16 protein-coding genes are annotated in these 15,513 nt (G+C 65.5%); 9 read left to right on the forward strand and 7 right to left on the reverse strand.

Annotation, left to right across the window (positions count from 1 at the left end; translation table 11 throughout):
* Nucleotides 1-74: 74 nt before the first annotated feature.
* Together ychF and BST47_RS17400 are read left to right on the forward strand one after the other, a co-directional pair.
* Nucleotides 75-1,148 (forward strand): redox-regulated ATPase YchF, encoded by a 1,074-nt coding sequence (gene ychF / locus BST47_RS17395; protein ID WP_083126769.1) that lies wholly within the window; start codon nucleotides 75-77, stop codon nucleotides 1,146-1,148.
* 187 nt (nucleotides 1,149-1,335) lie between these two features.
* On the forward strand, nucleotides 1,336-2,097 hold the full coding sequence (locus BST47_RS17400; protein WP_083126770.1) for a bestrophin-like domain: 762 nt from the start codon (nucleotides 1,336-1,338) through the stop codon (nucleotides 2,095-2,097).
* A 119-nt stretch (nucleotides 2,098-2,216) separates the two neighbouring features.
* On the opposite strand, the gene arr is transcribed toward BST47_RS17400, so the two are convergent.
* A complete protein-coding gene (gene arr / locus BST47_RS17405; RefSeq protein WP_083126771.1) occupies nucleotides 2,217-2,645 on the reverse strand; it encodes an NAD(+)--rifampin ADP-ribosyltransferase in 429 nt (142 codons plus the stop codon).
* A gap of 133 nt (nucleotides 2,646-2,778) precedes the next feature.
* Here arr and BST47_RS17410 point away from each other — a divergent pair, with 133 nt between their 5' ends.
* Nucleotides 2,779-3,318: a putative immunity protein gene (locus BST47_RS17410; RefSeq protein WP_207568628.1), complete on the forward strand. Its 540-nt coding sequence runs from the start codon at nucleotides 2,779-2,781 to the stop codon at nucleotides 3,316-3,318.
* The gene (locus BST47_RS17415; protein ID WP_083126819.1) at nucleotides 3,315-4,061 is read left to right on the forward strand and encodes an alpha/beta fold hydrolase; all 747 of its coding nucleotides are present in this window, start codon (nucleotides 3,315-3,317) and stop codon (nucleotides 4,059-4,061) included. Before BST47_RS17410 ends, BST47_RS17415 begins: the two co-directional genes overlap by 4 nt.
* Here BST47_RS17415 and BST47_RS17420 read toward each other — a convergent pair whose 3' ends face one another.
* Both BST47_RS17420 and BST47_RS17425 read right to left on the reverse strand, forming a co-directional pair.
* The gene (locus tag BST47_RS17420) at nucleotides 4,062-4,355 is read right to left on the reverse strand and encodes a hypothetical protein (RefSeq protein WP_083126772.1); all 294 of its coding nucleotides are present in this window, start codon (nucleotides 4,353-4,355) and stop codon (nucleotides 4,062-4,064) included.
* A gap of 31 nt (nucleotides 4,356-4,386) precedes the next feature.
* Nucleotides 4,387-5,562 carry an acyltransferase family protein gene (locus BST47_RS17425; protein WP_083126773.1) on the reverse strand — a complete coding sequence of 392 codons (1,176 nt, stop codon included), beginning with the start codon at nucleotides 5,560-5,562 and terminating at the stop codon, nucleotides 4,387-4,389.
* A gap of 88 nt (nucleotides 5,563-5,650) precedes the next feature.
* Between BST47_RS17425 and BST47_RS17430 the strand changes: the two genes are divergently transcribed.
* Nucleotides 5,651-6,961 (forward strand): S1C family serine protease, encoded by a 1,311-nt coding sequence (locus tag BST47_RS17430; protein ID WP_083126774.1) that lies wholly within the window; start codon nucleotides 5,651-5,653, stop codon nucleotides 6,959-6,961.
* Nucleotides 6,962-7,013: 52 nt separating this feature from the next.
* Nucleotides 7,014-8,021 carry an LmeA family phospholipid-binding protein gene (locus BST47_RS17435; RefSeq protein WP_234809750.1) on the forward strand — a complete coding sequence of 336 codons (1,008 nt, stop codon included), beginning with the start codon at nucleotides 7,014-7,016 and terminating at the stop codon, nucleotides 8,019-8,021.
* Here BST47_RS17435 and BST47_RS17440 read toward each other — a convergent pair.
* Nucleotides 8,018-8,710, reverse strand: a complete 693-nt coding sequence (locus BST47_RS17440) for a guanylate cyclase (protein ID WP_083126775.1) — start codon at nucleotides 8,708-8,710, stop codon at nucleotides 8,018-8,020. The two genes, BST47_RS17435 and BST47_RS17440, sit on opposite strands and share 4 nt — an antisense overlap.
* Nucleotides 8,711-8,751: 41 nt before the next feature.
* On the opposite strand from BST47_RS17440, the gene BST47_RS30310 reads away from it, so the two are divergent.
* Nucleotides 8,752-8,916: a hypothetical protein gene (locus tag BST47_RS30310; protein WP_107528999.1), complete on the forward strand. Its 165-nt coding sequence runs from the start codon at nucleotides 8,752-8,754 to the stop codon at nucleotides 8,914-8,916.
* Here the strand turns inward: BST47_RS30310 and BST47_RS17445 are convergent.
* A complete protein-coding gene (locus BST47_RS17445) occupies nucleotides 8,913-9,689 on the reverse strand; it encodes an adenylate/guanylate cyclase domain-containing protein (RefSeq protein ID WP_083126776.1) in 777 nt (258 codons plus the stop codon). The genes BST47_RS30310 and BST47_RS17445 overlap by 4 nt on opposite strands.
* Before the next feature lie 31 nt (nucleotides 9,690-9,720).
* Between BST47_RS17445 and BST47_RS17450 the strand changes: the two genes are divergently transcribed.
* Both BST47_RS17450 and BST47_RS17455 read left to right on the forward strand, forming a co-directional pair.
* On the forward strand, nucleotides 9,721-10,692 hold the full coding sequence (locus BST47_RS17450; protein WP_083126777.1) for a hypothetical protein: 972 nt from the start codon (nucleotides 9,721-9,723) through the stop codon (nucleotides 10,690-10,692).
* 118 nt (nucleotides 10,693-10,810) lie between these two features.
* Complete coding sequence (locus BST47_RS17455) at nucleotides 10,811-11,653, forward strand: hypothetical protein (protein WP_083126778.1); 843 nt, start codon at nucleotides 10,811-10,813, stop codon at nucleotides 11,651-11,653.
* A gap of 53 nt (nucleotides 11,654-11,706) precedes the next feature.
* On the opposite strand, the gene BST47_RS17460 is transcribed toward BST47_RS17455, so the two are convergent.
* Both BST47_RS17460 and BST47_RS17465 read right to left on the reverse strand, forming a co-directional pair.
* Nucleotides 11,707-14,616 (reverse strand): aminotransferase, encoded by a 2,910-nt coding sequence (locus tag BST47_RS17460; RefSeq protein ID WP_083126779.1) that lies wholly within the window; start codon nucleotides 14,614-14,616, stop codon nucleotides 11,707-11,709.
* The gene (locus BST47_RS17465; RefSeq protein WP_083126780.1) at nucleotides 14,613-15,485 is read right to left on the reverse strand and encodes an alpha/beta fold hydrolase; all 873 of its coding nucleotides are present in this window, start codon (nucleotides 15,483-15,485) and stop codon (nucleotides 14,613-14,615) included. The genes BST47_RS17460 and BST47_RS17465 overlap by 4 nt, the downstream gene beginning before the upstream one ends.
* Nucleotides 15,486-15,513: the final 28 nt, after the last annotated feature.

Here is a 15,513-nt window from a genome sequence, read left to right on the forward strand (position 1 = left end):
TACCGGCTATTGCTTAGCGAGGCTGTGAGCGCGCTGCTGGCGAGCGCGTCACAGTCTCCTAGACTGTCGTTCCTGTGAGCCTGAATCTCGGAATCGTAGGACTGCCGAACGTCGGCAAGTCGACGCTGTTCAACGCGTTGACGCGAAACGACGTGCTGGCGGCGAACTACCCGTTCGCGACGATCGAGCCGAACGAGGGTGTCGTCCCGTTGCCCGATCCGCGACTCTCGGAGCTCGCGAAGATGTTTGACTCGGAAAAGATCGTCCATGCGCCGGTCACGTTCGTCGATATCGCCGGAATAGTCAAAGGCGCGTCCGAGGGCGCGGGTCTGGGAAACAAGTTCCTGGCCAACATTCGCGAGAGCGACGCGATCTGCCAGGTGGTCCGGGTCTTCACCGACGACGATGTGGCGCACGTCGACGGCCGCATCGACCCGAAGTCCGACATCGAGGTGATCGAGACCGAGCTGATCCTCGCCGATATGCAGACGCTGGAGCGCGCGCTGCCGCGCCTGGAGAAGGAAGCGCGGACCCACAAGGACCGCCGTCCGGTGTACGACGCGGCGGTGGCGGCGCAGGAGATTCTCAACGGCGGCACAACGTTGTTCGGCGCAAGTTTTGATTCAGCGCTGCTGCGCGAGCTGAACCTGTTGACCACGAAGCCGTTTCTCTACGTGTTCAACGCCGACGAGGGTGTGCTCACCGACGAAGCGCGGGTTGCGGAGTTGCGGGAGATGGTGGCGCCCGCGGATGCGGTGTTCCTCGACGCCAAGATCGAAGCCGAACTGCAGGAGCTCGACGAGGAGTCGGCCGCTGAGTTGTTGGAATCGATCGGCCAGACCGAGCGCGGTCTGGATGCGTTGGCGCGGGCGGGTTTTCACACACTGAAGCTGCAAACGTATCTGACGGCAGGCCCGAAAGAGGCGCGCGCGTGGACAATTCACCAGGGTGACACCGCGCCGAAGGCGGCCGGGGTCATTCACACCGATTTCGAGAAAGGCTTCATCAAGGCCGAGATCGTCTCGTACGACGACCTGATCGAGGCCGGATCGATGGCCGCCGCGAAGGCTGCCGGCAAGGTCCGGATGGAGGGCAAGGACTACGTGATGGCCGACGGCGACGTGGTCGAGTTCCGCTTCAACGTCTAGCGGCAAGCACTAAGCAAGTCCGCCGGGCAGACCTCCCGGGCGCTTGAGCGCAACGCAATAGGGCTGACATTCCCAGGCCATAGAAGGCAACCTCATCGATCGTCGATATACGCCGGACGCCACGCAGTACGTTGAATGCGGCCGCAGACGATCTTCGAGTTCTCGCGGCGGGGAGTTGAGGGGCTCAGTGAAAGACATCTTGATCGGCATCGTTGTCTTCGCGATCATCTTCGGCGGCTCATTGTTGGGGATGTTCCTCGGAAAGATCCTTCCCGACCCGCATATGAGCAGCGAGTCACGAGACGCCGTCAGGACCATAATGGCCACGCTCGGGACGCTATCGGCGGTGGTTCTCGGGCTCCTCACCGGCTCATCCATCAGCTCGCTCGCCGAGAAAGAAAGTGAATTGCGAAGTGCGGGAGTGCAATTCATACTGCTTGATCGGACCCTGGCCGAGTACGGGCCGGAGACCGCCCCAATCCGAGCGTTGGCCAAGGACCTGCTTGCACAACGCATAAGTCAGATTTGGCCGGAGGAAGGCGGTGCAGTGTCGCTCACGCCGCTCGGCAGTGGGGCTGGCATCATTTTGGTTCAGCGGGACCTCTTTGAACTCTCACCGCAGACGGAACGACAGAAGTGGCTGCGCTCCCACGCGCTCGAGAGCACCAACACGATTGCGCAGTCGCGGTGGACGACCTTCGAACAAATCGGAAGCCGATTCCCATGGGCGTTTTTCGTTGTCGTCGTAGGGTGGCTCACGGTGATCTTTGCCAGTTTCGGGCTGTTCGCACCGCGGAATGCAAGCGTGATCGCGGCATTGCTGGTCGCCGCGATTGCACTGGCCGGGCCGATCTTCATGATGCTCGAAATGGATCAGCCTTATGGCGGGCTGGTCAAGATCCCCAGTACTTCTCTGCGCGTCGCCTTGGACGAAATGGGTCGATCGTAAACGCGTGAGTCATTTGCGTTGACTCTGCGGTGAGGCCGCCGCGCCTCGGCGTGTCCCCGCCGTAGTCGCAGTGTCCACGACGATTCGTCCAACACGCTGCTCTATCTGCAGGATCCGCCTCAGTCGTAGATCACGTCCAGTCCGCGCCGCGCCAGGTCGGCCAGTGTGTCGCGCATGGCTTGAATCTGTTCCGGCGAATGACCCACCCAGTCCGTGATCTCGCCGACGATTCTGACGGGCTCCCTGGTGCGATACGAGCGAGTCGGGTTTCCCGGGAGTCGCTTGTCCGTGACGTTCGGATCGTCCTCGACGGGGCCCGTCGGTTCCACGAGGTATATGCGGCCCCGGCCCTCGCCGACCGCCAGCTCGGCTCCCCATGTGGCGGCGTCGAGTGTCTGGGTCACATAGACATGGTTGGCGCTGCGTCCCGCGTCGTAGTTCATCCGACGCCCGGGGACCAGCAGATCTCCGGCCGCAAGGTCGGCTTTGGTGCCGTGCAGGAATGCGCCCGACTCATGTGGCTCAAAAGGTTTCGGGCTGTTTGTCACGAAATTCTCCGTCCGTCCGATGCTTGGTCGGACGAGTTTGCAGCACTGAGGGGGTCTTGCCGCAAGCCCCCGGGTCTGTCATATTTTGAAGTGGGAGCCCACGACCGACAGCTCCGACATCTCAGGCGGTTGTGTGGCAGGCGATTTCGAGCTGACGGACGACGAGCTGCGTGAGGTCGCGCGCTACGTTGCCGAGTCGGCAGAAGGTGTGTTGCGCTATTTCGAGCGTGTCGTGCCCGACGACGATCGTGCGCGTGCGGCCATCGAGGCGGCTCGGGAGTTCGTCAACGGGACGCCCAGAAGCCGGTTGCAGCGCGTGACCGCCATGGACGCCCACCGCGCGGCGCGTGCCGCCCCCACAGAGACTGCGCGCTTGGCCGCGCAGGCGGCCGGTGACGCGGCCGCCGCCGCCTACCTACATCCGATTGCGCAGTACCACCAGGTCGGGCACATCCTTCGTGCCGCGGCCAACGCTGCCCGCATCGCCGAGATCGAGGCCGGCGACGATCCTGATGTCGGCGCCAGGTTCATCGACCAGGCCCGCGACAGGGCGACGCCGACGCTGATCGCCGTTCTGCGCAGGTATCCCGTGGCGCGCACCGGCAAGAGTCGCTCGGCGCAGCTCATGTCGGCGTTGGACGCCTCGCTACGCGTGCGAGGATGCCGCCCATGACGTTTGTTCTGGTGCACGGCAATCCGGAGACCGAAGCGCTTTGGGGCCCGCTCGTCTCAGCCCTGGGTCGCGACGACGTGGTGCGGTTGTCACCGCCGGGGTTCGGCGTCCCGCTGCCCGACGGATTCTCGGCGACCTACCTCGCTTACCGCGACTGGCTCGAAAAGCAGCTCGAAGGCATCGACGGGCCGATCGACCTCGTCGGCCACGACTTCGGCGGTATCCACGTGGTCAACGCGATGATGCATCGGCCCGATCTCGTCCGCAGCTGGGTCAGCGACGTGGTCGGGATGTTCGACCCCGACTACGTGTGGCACGACCTGGCACAGGTGTGGCAGACGCCCGGCGAGGGCGAGGAGATGGTCGAGGCCTTCCTCGGCGGCACTGCTGAGGGTCGGGCCGCCGCCTACGCCCTGGGCGGTATGCCGATCGAGGTGGGAATTGAGATCGCTGCGGGCCAGGATCCGGACCTCGGCCGGGCCATGCTGCTGGTGTACCGCTCGGCGGCGCAGCCGGCGTTGGCGCACGCCGGTCGTGAGCTGGAGAACGCGGCAGCCCGACCGGGCCTGTCCATTCTCGCCACCGAGGACACCTACGTTGGCTCCGCCGAAATCCGCCGGCGCGCAGCCGACCGTGCCGGCGCGCGCACCGAGATCCTCGACGGATTGGGGCACTGGTGGATGGTCGAGGATCCCGCCCGCGGCGCGGCGGTACTCAACGAGTTCTGGGATGGGCTCGACTAATTAGAACTCGCGCGGTTCCATGACGGAGATCCCGAGGATCGCGGCGAGCAGCCCGAAGATGGTGATCGCGGACAGTAGATCGCCCCACTGGAACGGGTAGAGCTCACCGTCGATGGACAGCACCAAGACTGTCTCGATGACGCCGAACAACACGAAGAACGCCACCAGGGTGGTACGGGATACCTTGCGGTGCAACGCGGTACGCCGCAGTTCGATGATCAGGGTCAGCAGCAGCAACGGCAGGATCTGCGCCAGCGCGGATGCCGTCGGGCCATCCATCACCACGATCGTCACGCGTTCGCCCTGCCCATCGCCACGGACGCTATCAAGCGCGGACAGATTCGCGGCCGATCGACTGCGGTGTGTTCGCGGCCCGGCTATGGCCAGCCCAGGCCGGCCGCGTCCACCGATGCAGTAGCCAGGCCGGCGGAGCCGTCATCGCCACGGTGACCGCGAAGACGACGGCCCACGATCCTGTGAAGACCGGCCAGTCCAGTACCGACGCCATCACGATCTCCATCACGATCACGTGCAGCAGGAAGACCTCGTAGGAGATCTCGCCGAGCCAGACCAGGGGAGCGGAATTCAATAGTCGGTCGTATCCGTCGCCTTCGCCGAGCACCAGTGCCGCGACGGCCGCGCACGCGATGGCGGCGTAAAGGGCGACTTTCACCAGGGTCTGCCACAGCGCGGCCTCCCCGGTGGTGACGTCGCCGGCGATCGGCGTGGACACGATCAGATAACTGAATACCGCGACCGCACCCGCGATGAGCAGTGGCACGCGCGCTCCGATGACCTGCAGCACCGCCAGTGTCATTCCGCCCACGAAGTAGAGAAGATGCGCGGGCAGCCACATGCCTGCCGAGGTGGGCAGCCAGTCGGTCCCGTGTTGGAGCGACAGCCATGCCGGTGTGATCGCGGCCAGACAACCCAGTCCCGCGAGTAGTAGTCCAGGCCGCCATACCCCCTTGCAAAGCACCCTCAGCAGCAGCCCCGCCAGCAGCGGCAGCACCGCATAAAAGGCGAATTCGACTGCCAGACTCCAGGTTTGAGTCAGACCCTGATGCATCACGTAGAAGTAGACCGGTTCGTAGATCTGAGTCAGGGTGAGGTGCTCCAGCAGACCCTTCCAGGTGTGCCCGGGATTGGGCCCGGCATCTCGGAAGTGGTACAGCGCGTACGCGAGGAGGACCACGACGAGATAGGGCGGCACAATGCGACGGATGCGCCGAGATGCATAGCGGCGCAGCGACGGTGGCGGTGCTCGGTCGGCGGCCGCCCGCGCCCACGGTCGGAACAGCAGGAAACCCGAAAGCGCGAAGAAGATCGGGACGCCGACTTCCAAACGCGCATAAAGTGTCCCGAGATAACTATTCGATAACTGCCCGGTGCCATACGCCGCGTGGGTGCCCACGATGAGCAGCGCCGCGACCGCGCGCAGCCCGGTGAGCGACGTCACCCGATCATCGCTGCAGGACAGGAAAAGTCGTCGACTCTCCATAGGTAACTCTCAGTTCACTCTCAGATGGCGGCGGCATGCTGGTCTAATCAACTGTGCAATACCAAGATTCAGGAGCGACTAAGACGTCATGACCAACACCCCGCCGCGCGCCCCGCGACATCCCTACCGTCCGCCGTATGCGGATCATGCTAGGGGACAAGGGCACCCGACTGACGTCACGACAGGATCGAATCGCTCTCCCTATGACTGGCGCTACGCTGGTCAAGCGGTTATCACGCAGCCCTATGATTCGTATCACAGTGCGCGTGAGGAGATTACGGGCCCCATCCGAGTCCAGCGCAAAGGTCGCTCGCATGGTCGGGTGAAGATGATCGGTGGAGCCGTCGCCGTGGCCGTGGTGAGCGGTGGGATCGGTGCGGCGGTAGTGGCGGGTCAGTCGGACCCCGCGCCCGTCGCACAGTCCGCGCTGACTCAAGAGCCGTCCACCAGGCCCGCGGCGAGCGCGCCTGCAGGCTCGGTCGAAGAGGTCGCCGCCAAGGTGATGCCGAGTGTCGTCAAGTTGCAGATCGACACGGGCAGCTCGAGTGGTGAAGGTTCGGGCATCGTCCTCACCTCGGACGGGCTGATCCTGACCAACAATCACGTGGTCTCCGAGGCTGCGTCGGGCTACGGTCGCGGCGCCCGTGCCACCGTCTCCTTCTCCAATGGTCAGACCGTGCCCTTTGAGGTCGTCGGCACAGACCCGGCAGGCGACATCGCCGTGGTTCGCGCCCAAGGGGTTTCCGGGCTCACACCGATCACGATCGGATCATCCGCCGACGTCCAGGTCGGCCAGAATGTCGTCGCCATCGGCTCGCCGCTGGGTCTGCAGGGAACAGTGACGACGGGCATCGTGAGCGCGCTGCACCGGCCGGTCTCCGCGGGAGGTGGAGGCGAACAGCCGACGGTGCTCGACGCGATCCAGACCGACGCGGCCATCAACCCGGGCAACTCGGGTGGCGCGCTGGTGAACATGAACGGTGAACTGATCGGGGTGAACTCCGCGATCGCGACTCTCGGCGGCGGCCAAGAGGGGTCCGGGCCGCCGAACGGTTCCATTGGCCTCGGCTTCGCGATCCCCTCGGATCAAGCCAAGCGCATCGCCGAAGAACTGATATCGAACGGTACGGCCAGTCATGGCTCGCTGGGGGTGCAGCTCAGCAGCGACGCCGGCGGTCCCGGCGCGGCCATCGCACGGGTCGTCGACGGGGGACCCGCCGCCGAGGCTGGACTGCCCGACGGCGTGGTGGTGACCAAGCTCGACGATCGGGTGATCGACGGCCCCGAGGCCCTGATCGCGGCGGTGCGGTCGAAGGCGCCCGGTGACACTGTCACCCTCAGCTACGTCGACAGGTCCGGCGCGGATCAGACCGCCGAGGTCATCCTGGGCCAGGCGTAGGTCGCGCCCGGCGCTTCCCCTGAGCTGGCCCGGTTAGGGCACAATCGCGCAAATGACACCGCCGCAACGTCCCGGTCAGCCCGACTGGCGCGACAGGCGTACGCCGCCGCCCGATCCGGCGACGCAGCGGCTCCCACGTCCGGAGCCGCCGACCGAAAGGCTCCCGTCGGCCGGGCGTCCGGAGCCGCCGACCGAAAGGCTCCCGAAGTCGCGCCGGTCCTTCACCGGGCCGATCCGGAGGATCCGGCGGGCACCGTCGCCTGCCGATGCGAGGCCGACGCAGGTGATTCCGCCCGTGGCGGCGGCGCCACCGGCGTTCACCGACCGCCCCCGGGGTCCGCGCCGCCGCCACCCTCAGACAGTGATCCTGACCTCCGTCATCGTGCTGGCTCTGATTGCCGGCGGACTCGCGGCTGCCGAGCTCTACGCCCGGCACCGCGCGGACACGATCCTGGTCGAGGTCGCCGAATGCGTCGTCGAGGACGCCGCCAGCGTCTCGTTCGGCGTGAACCCACCTTTCCTGTGGCAGTACATCACCGGCGACTACACCAACATCTCGGTCGCCACCGACGGCAACCGCGTGCAGAGCGCCAAGGGAATGACGGCCGAAGTAACTCTCGCGGACGTGCGGTTGCACGAATCGGGAGATGCCAAAGGAACGATCGGCTCGCTCAACGCGACGCTCAGCTGGACGTCGGCCGGAATCAAGGACACCGTGGCCGAAAACTTACCTGGCGTAGGCAATCTCGTCACAGGCGTGCGCACCGACCCCGCGGCGGGGACGGTGATCCTGGACGCCGGCGACAACCACGTCACCGCCAAGCCCGTCGTCGCCGACGGTGACTTGAACCTGGAAGTTCTCGAGGTGACAGGGCCGCTGCCGAAGGATGGCGTGCAGGACGCACTGGACGGATTGACGAAGAAGCTGAACGACAACTACCCGCTGGGGATCCATGCCGACAGCGTCGACGTGACCGACACCGGAGTCGTCGGAAAGTTCTCCAGCCACAACGCATCGATCCCCAACGAGGACGCCAACCCCTGCTTCGCGCGCCTCTAGCCCTCGCGCGCAGGGTCGACGACGACCGAGATTTCCTTGCCCAGTTGGTATCCCGGCATCAGCGGTAGCTCGTCGCCGCTCCAGAACACCCCGGGGTCGAACCAGTTGTAGCTCTTCTCCGTCGACATCAATCCCATCTCCTCATAGGTGATCGCGACGGTCTCGGCGCAGTATGCGGTCTCCAGACCGCCTTGCAGCTTCGCCTGCTTCTTCTTCTGGGTGGCTTCACTGATTTTCCGGTGCAGGAACGGAAGTCCGCGCGTGAAGTCGGCGGTGTTCACCCGGCCACGGAACCACCGGCCGGTGAGCCTCGCCGTGCTGGGAAAGGGTGTGCCGTCCATGCGGGCAACCACTTTCAGCGCGCGGTCCTCCTGCTCGCGGGTGGCGTACGGCGTGATCTGACGAATCCAGCAGCGCTGGTGATAGTTGTGCACCCAACGTTCGACCACCTGGCGCGCATCGTTGAGCTGAACTCCGCGGTGATTGCCGCCGGTCCACATGTCGGTGAGTTTGTCGCCGAGTTCGGCGTGCCAGATCAGCGGCGGCAAATCCTCAACGGCGATCGTCATGCCGACGTGGTTGACCGGGCTGTTGCTCATCGTCTGAATGGCGCGATCGGGTCCCGACGTGCCCCGAAACAGCCAGAGATCGCCGGTCCGGGTCTCTTCGAGCGCCTTGGCCAGCGACACGGAGCTTGGATTCACGAGAGCAGCTTAGGCAGACTCTCGGTATGCGTGGCATTTGGAAGTGGGTCGGACTGGCCGGGGTCGCCGGTGTCGTGGCGGGCGGGGCGCTGGTCGCGCGCGATCAACGGCGGCGCAATGCGTACACACCCGAGGACATTCGCGAACGATTGCACCAGCGCGTGGCCGAAGCCGACAAGGCCGGAAGCTAGGCCGCCACGGCGTACAGGCGGTACGTCCCGCTGAAACCCTTGAGGTTGGCGTCGCGGCCATCGTCGAACTCGAACCCGTCAACGAGTGTGTCGCGCACCTCCTTGCTGACCAGCACCTCACCGCCTTCGGCCTCGCCCGCCACGCGGGCGGCCATCGCGACGTTACGCCCGAACAGGTCGTCGCCACGCCGCACGGACTTGCCCACGTGGATTCCGATTCGCACCCGAATGTTCTCGGACTCCCTGCGAAGCGAGCGCTGGATATCGAGGCTGCATCGCACCGCCTGATCCGGCTGGGCGAACGCGACCATGAAACCGTCGCCCTGGCTCTTCACCACGTGGCCCGAATGCTTCGTGACGTGCCTGCGCACCATTTTGTCGTGTCTGCCGATCAACCTGACCCACGCGCGATCCCCGATGCGTTCGTTGAGTGCCGTCGACTCTTCGATGTCGGAGAACAGGATCGCGACGCGACCGCTGGGCGCCAGCCGGGCCAGGTCTGGACGTTCGACCTCGGCCCAGTCGGCGAGGTCCTCGATCGAGGACCGCACCGCGGCGCCGAATCCGTCCTTGCGCAGGATGTTGGCCGTCTGCCACACCGTCTTGACGGCTTCGCGACCACCGGTGAGCAGCATGTTTCTGGTGTCGACGCGGCTGCGCAGCGCTTCGAGTTCCTCACGGTCGCGGTTGCGCTGTACGTAGAGCACGACGAGCGCGACGGCCTCTGCCATAGCGATCGCACCGAGCACGTAGGCCGCGATCTGTGCACCCATCACCGCTCAAGTATTGGATGCTGAAGCCGTGATGTCTGGGAAGTCTGGGATGTCGGCGCAAGCCCCCTATTACGAGAGTCGGTATATCCGGGCCAACCACCCTGACCGGCCGCAAGCGCTGTGGTTGCGCGAGACGCTGTTGATGCCGACGGCGGGGGATCCCGTCGCGGACGTCTGGGTGATGGTGTTCGACCCCGACGGGTCGGGCAATCGCGCGCTCAAGGAGCCCTACGCCATCGACGCGGCCTCCTACGAGTACGAAGATTGGACTGCACGGATCGGCGCCACCACCCTTGATGATCGGTCCGCGCGGGGCGTCGTCACCGGCGGCAACCGCTCCGCGCGCTGGGATCTGCGGATCACCCCCGGACTGGACGCACCGGTCAAGCTCCTCACCGAGCGCGCGTACCGGGCGCGGATCCCCACGGCGAAGACCACGGTGCGACATCCGCTCGCGCGGTTCAACGGAGCACTCGAGCTCGACGACGCCCGCGTCGTCGTCGACGACTGGACCGGCAGCGTGAACCACAACTGGGGAACCAAACACACGCCGGCGTATGCCTTCGGTCAGGTGTGCGGGTTCGACAATGCGCCGGACTCAACCCTGGAGATCGTGACGGCGCGAGCGGCGATCGGCCGTTTCCTGACGCCGGCCGCCACGCTGGTCGTATTCCGGCACGAGGGTGAGGAGTTCGCGGTCCGCTCGATCCTGCACAGCCTGCAAACGCACGCGCGTTATCGACCGTTCACGTGGACCTTCGGTGGCCGGATCGGGGACCACATGATCGAGGGGGAGATCGTCGCCGAGCCCGAAGAAGTCATCGGGCTGACGTACACCGATACCGACGGCGGGCAGAAGTACTGCTACAACTCGGCCATCGCGACGTGTCGAATCCAGGTGGCGGGCAGGGCATTTTCGCGAGCGGAACTCGTCGCCTCCCGGCGTGCGATGTTCGAGATCCTCACCGACACCCGTCATGACGCGGTGCCATTGCTGGCTTAGGCGAACCCCTTCGTCACCGTCGCCTCCGCGGTTGTGAAACCACTGCGAATTTCCAAGCGGATTCTCGCAGTGGTTTCACACGCGCGGGCTTGTCGGGGTGAGTCGGCACACTCACGCCATGGGGGAGTTGCCTTTCATCGGCAGCGAGGCGGTCGCAACAGGACGTTTGACGCCTTATGCACTGAGAAGTCGGTTCGCCTCGATGCATCCCGACGTCTACATGCCGAAGGATGCAGAAGTCACGGCGGTCATCCGCGCCAAAGCGGCGTGGCTGTGGTCTCGGCGTAGAGCAGTGATCGCGGGACAGTCAGCCGCTGCGCTGCACGGGGCGAAGTGGGTCGACGCTCGCGCTCCTGCTCAGTTGATTTACGACAATCGACATCCTCCACGCGGTATCCGCACGTGGGCCGACCGCTTTGACGATGACGAGGTTCAACTGCTGAACGGCATGTTCGTGACGACGCCTGCGCGCACCGCATTGGACCTTGCCTGCCGGTACGACGTGGACTCCGCCGTCGCAAAGATCGATGCGCTCGCCCGTGCGACCAAACTTAAGCTGCCCGATGTCGAACTGCTCGTTGATCGGTATCGCGGTCGCCACGGACTCAAGAATGCACGCATTGCATTGGATCTCGTCGACGCGGGAGCCGAATCCCCACGCGAAACGTGGCTGCGGTTGTTGCTCATCCGGGCAGGATTTCCCCGGCCCCAAACCCAGGTACCGGTGTACAACGAGTACGGAGTGCTGGTGGCGATGTTGGACTTGGGCTGGGAGGACGTCAAGGTAGGTGCCGACTACGAAGGGGCGCACCACTGGAACAGCCGCACTCAGATCGACCATGACATCCGGCGCTTCGAAGACATCAGCGAATCGGGCTGGATCGACATCCGAGTGACGAGACGGGACACCGAGGCTGGTGTCATCCGTCGTATCGCTGCCGCTCGAGCGCGTCGGTTGTGAAGCCACTGCGAGTTTCCATGCGGATTCTCGCAGTGGTTTCACAAGCGCGGCGGCTAGAAGCCTTCGGTCAGCACCCGATCCAGTGTTTCGACGTAGAAGTCCGCGCCCTCGATGTCAATGCACAACGGCGGCTTGGTCTTCAGGATGTTCAGGTGATCACCCGTCGGCTGGATGATCACGCCGAGTTCGAGCATGCGGTCGCAGATCGCGGCGGTCTCTTCGGTCGCGGGCTCGAGGGTCTGCGCATCACGGACCATCTCGACGCCGAGGTACAGCCCGATCCCGTGCACGGTGCCGATGATGGGATGCCGCTGCTGCAGCGCCTGCAGCCCGGACTTGAGATGTGCGCCGACGTGAGAGGCGTTCTGCTGCAGCGCCTCTTCCTCCAGTACGTCGAGCACCGTGATGCCGATCGCACACGACAGGGGGCTACCGCCGGTCGACGAGAAGAAGTAGCCCTGCGACGCAAACCTGTCCGCGACCTCGCGGCTGGTGATCACCGCACCGAGCGGGTAGCCGTTGCCCGTCGACTTGGCGATCGACACGATGTCGGGCACGGCCTGCTGCTGCTGAAAACCCCAAAACCATTCGCCGAGACGGCCATATCCGACCTGCACCTCGTCGGAGATGGCGAGCCCACCGCCTGCCCGCACGGCCGCATACACCTGCTGCAGGTAGCCGTCGGGCAGTGCCATACCGCCCGCATTGCCGTACACGCTTTCGCAGATGAACCCTGCGGGCGCATGGCCGGCGGCGATCAGTTCGTCGATCTGTCGCACCGCCTCATCGGCGTAGTGCACCGCATCGGCCCCGCGATACTTGCCACGGAAGCTGTTGGGCGACTCGACCGTGTGCACCCACTCCGGCCGGGTCGCGAGCGCGTTCGGGTTGTCGGCGATCGAGGTCGACACCGCATCGGTGCCGTACGTCCAGCCGTGGTAGGCCTCCCTTACCGCGACCACATCGCGGCGGCCGGTCGCCGCCGTCGCCAGCCTGATCGCCAGATCGCTTGCCTCCGAACCGGAGTTGACCAGGAACACCGTGTCCAGCGGGTCGGGCAGGGTCGCGGCCAGCCGCTCACTGAACTCGACCACCGCCTCGTAGTTGAACCGTGAGTTCGTGTTCAGCTTCCGCAGCTGACGGGCGGCGGTGGCGGCGACGCGGGGGTGTGCGTGGCCGAGCACGGTCACGTTGTTGACCATGTCGAGATAGCAGCGGCCCCGCGTCGACAGCAGGTAGTTGCGCCATCCGCGCTCGATCTGCGGCGGCGTGCGGTAGTAGTGCTCCTGCACTTGCGCGAAACTGGCGTCGCGGCGCGTCAGCAAATCCGGCGCCGTGGCCACCTCTGTCGGGCCCAGCCCGAGCAGGGGACGTGGATCCCGCGTCAGCGCAAGCCATCCCGGCGCCAGCTCCGCGGTCGCGAATGGCGGCGCCGCAGGTGCACCTATCGGCCGCACCGATACCTGCACCCAGCTTTGCGCCGACGCCTCCGCCAAGGCCGCGCCGGCGCGCAGGCTGCCCGACGCCACCGGACGCACCCCGGCGAGCATCAGCTCGTAACCGGGGCCCTGAAAGGTGATGCCATCGGCGGATGCGGCGGCGACCTCGCCGTCCCACGGGGCGCGCAGCGCGATGTCGGTCGCCGGCCACATACCGACGCCGGTCGGTACGACAGCCGGGCTGTCCTGGCTCAACTTGGGCGCCCGGTTCAGCCTTGGCTGACCGTAAACGGTCACCACCAGTTCAGCGCCGTCTCGCACGGCGGCGCGCGCCTGCGAGTCCTCGAGATCTGCTGTGAGCCAGCCACCGTCGTCGTAGATATCCGCCGTCGTAGACAGGTCGAGCGTCACCGCTGCGGCGTCGACGATCGGTGTCGTCACCTCGAGCGCCGCAGGTGCCCGGCTCAGCCCCAGGTCGGCCTTGACGATCTCGGTCATGACGTCCATCGGTACCGAGATGGCCTGTTCGAACATGCGCCATTCACCGTCGGACTGCTCGGTGACGTAGTCGTTGTCGGGGTCGAGCGCCGCCTGCTGCGCACCGCTGACGATCAACACCGCGGTGCGCAACACCAACAGCGGCCACAGCGCGTTCGCTTCCGTCGCGGTGAGTGGACGAATGTCGTTGAACGCCCTGATCGCCGGCAGCACCGACGTCGGATCGCTGCCGGCATGCCCCAGCACACACGACGCCGTGATCGCGAGTTCGGCGACCGCCCAGGTGTCGGTCAGGTCGCCGAAGTCGATGACTCCGTCGGCGAGGGCGCCGGACACCACCACGTTGGCATCGGTGAGATCCAGGTGGACCGCCTGCCGCGGCAGGTCATCGGCCAGTGGCGCGAGGCGCGACCACGCCTGACGCGTCGCCGTCTCGAGCGCGGTCCGGTGTCCGGGGTCCGATACGTGCGAAATCAGTTCGGCGACAACGTCGGCGCCATGCCGTAGATCCCATTGCAGGATTCGGTCCAGGCCGGGATGGGTGAAACCGGCGAGCGCACGGCTCACCCGGCCCGCGACCTCGCCGAGACCGGCGACCGCTGCCGGCGACAAGTAACCCGACTGCAGCAGGGTGCCGCCGGGAAGGTACTGCAGCAACCGGACGTAGGCGGGGCCGTCGACCAAACCCATTATGGTCGTGCACTTCTCGCCGGTGAGGTTCGGCAGTGGAACCGCGATGCGCAAACCGGGTTCGGCCGAGGCGATCAGATCGGCGGCGAGGTCCTGAGCCTGCAGCTCGGTGGCGTTGAAGGCCGGGTTGGCGACCTTCAGCACACCGGCGATCGTCCCGTCTTCAGAAATCACTGTGAAGTTCCGGTCTTGCTGGCTGCCAAGAGGTTTGGCGCTGGCCGACAGTCCGTAGTGCTCACGCAGGATCTGCTCGGCCTGCTCCTCGCTCACCTGCGGCGCGGGCAACTCCGGTTCTTCGAGGAAATTGAAGCCGACGGTGCGGCGGTCGACGGTCACTTGCAGACGAACTGAACTACGACTTCGGAGAAGGCGTCGTTATCGTCCCCGGCTGCGGTGTGCCCGGCTTCGGATAACTCGACGAACTCGGCGCGGGGTACCTTCTCCAGAAAGTCTTTGACACCTTCGGAACTGACCACGTCGGAAAGTTTGCCCCGGATGAGCAGGATCGGGATCGTCGATTCGACGACTGCCCGTTCGAGCTTCTCCACCCGGACGAACGGGTCGTCCATCGGTGCGGTGAGAAACGCCGGATCCCAGTGCCAGTACCACCGTCCGTCACGCATACGCAGATTCTTCTTCAAACCTTCGGGGCTGCGCGGCTTCGTCCGGTAGGGGAGATATGCGGCGACTGCGTCGGCCGCCTCGTCGAGCGACGCGAAGCCCTCGATGCCGCTCGCCATGAACTCGCGAATGCGAGCGCTGCCGTCCTTCTCGTAGCGCGGGACCACGTCGACGAGTACGAGTTTGGTCACCCGCTGCGGTCCGGCGGCGTGTGCGACCACCATTCCGGTCATTCCGCCCATGCTTGCGCCGATCAGGATCACCGGACGGCCGATCTGGTCGATGACGGCCAGGGTGTCGTTACACAGCGCATCCACCGTGTAATTGGCATCAGGTGCGCGGTCACTGTCGCCGTGTCCACGGCTGTCCAGAGCGACGACGTGCAGCCCGTGATCGGCCAGGATCTGCCCGGTGCCGTTCCACGAGAAGCGGTTCTGGCCGCCGCCGTGGAGCATCAGCACCGTCGGCCGGTCCTGTGCGGACGGTGCCCCGCGGTTCCACTCGTCGGCGACCAGGGTGATGTCAGCGTCGATGCCGGCTACCCGGAACTTCACCGTCTGCGGCTCGCTGCGTGTGGTATCCAACCGACTTCCTCTCCGCCGATCCGGAGCC

This window comes from Mycolicibacterium tusciae (assembly GCF_002086795.1).
GTDB classification, from domain to species: Bacteria; Actinomycetota; Actinomycetes; order Mycobacteriales; family Mycobacteriaceae; genus Mycobacterium; species Mycobacterium tusciae.

What these genes read in the sequence shown, in the direction of transcription:
- BST47_RS17415 (WP_083126819.1), top strand. Translation starts at nt 3,315, where the DNA reads ATGACGTTTGTTCTGGTGCACGGCAATCCGGAGACCGAAGCGCTTTGG.
- BST47_RS17425 (WP_083126773.1), bottom strand. Translation starts at nt 5,562, where the DNA reads ATGGAGAGTCGACGACTTTTCCTGTCCTGCAGCGATGATCGGGTGACG.
- BST47_RS17430 (WP_083126774.1), top strand. Translation starts at nt 5,651, where the DNA reads ATGACCAACACCCCGCCGCGCGCCCCGCGACATCCCTACCGTCCGCCG.
- BST47_RS17435 (WP_234809750.1), top strand. Translation starts at nt 7,014, where the DNA reads ATGACACCGCCGCAACGTCCCGGTCAGCCCGACTGGCGCGACAGGCGT.
- BST47_RS30310 (WP_107528999.1), top strand. Translation starts at nt 8,752, where the DNA reads ATGCGTGGCATTTGGAAGTGGGTCGGACTGGCCGGGGTCGCCGGTGTC.
- BST47_RS17445 (WP_083126776.1), bottom strand. Translation starts at nt 9,689, where the DNA reads ATGGGTGCACAGATCGCGGCCTACGTGCTCGGTGCGATCGCTATGGCA.
- BST47_RS17450 (WP_083126777.1), top strand. Translation starts at nt 9,721, where the DNA reads ATGTCTGGGAAGTCTGGGATGTCGGCGCAAGCCCCCTATTACGAGAGT.
- BST47_RS17455 (WP_083126778.1), top strand. Translation starts at nt 10,811, where the DNA reads ATGGGGGAGTTGCCTTTCATCGGCAGCGAGGCGGTCGCAACAGGACGT.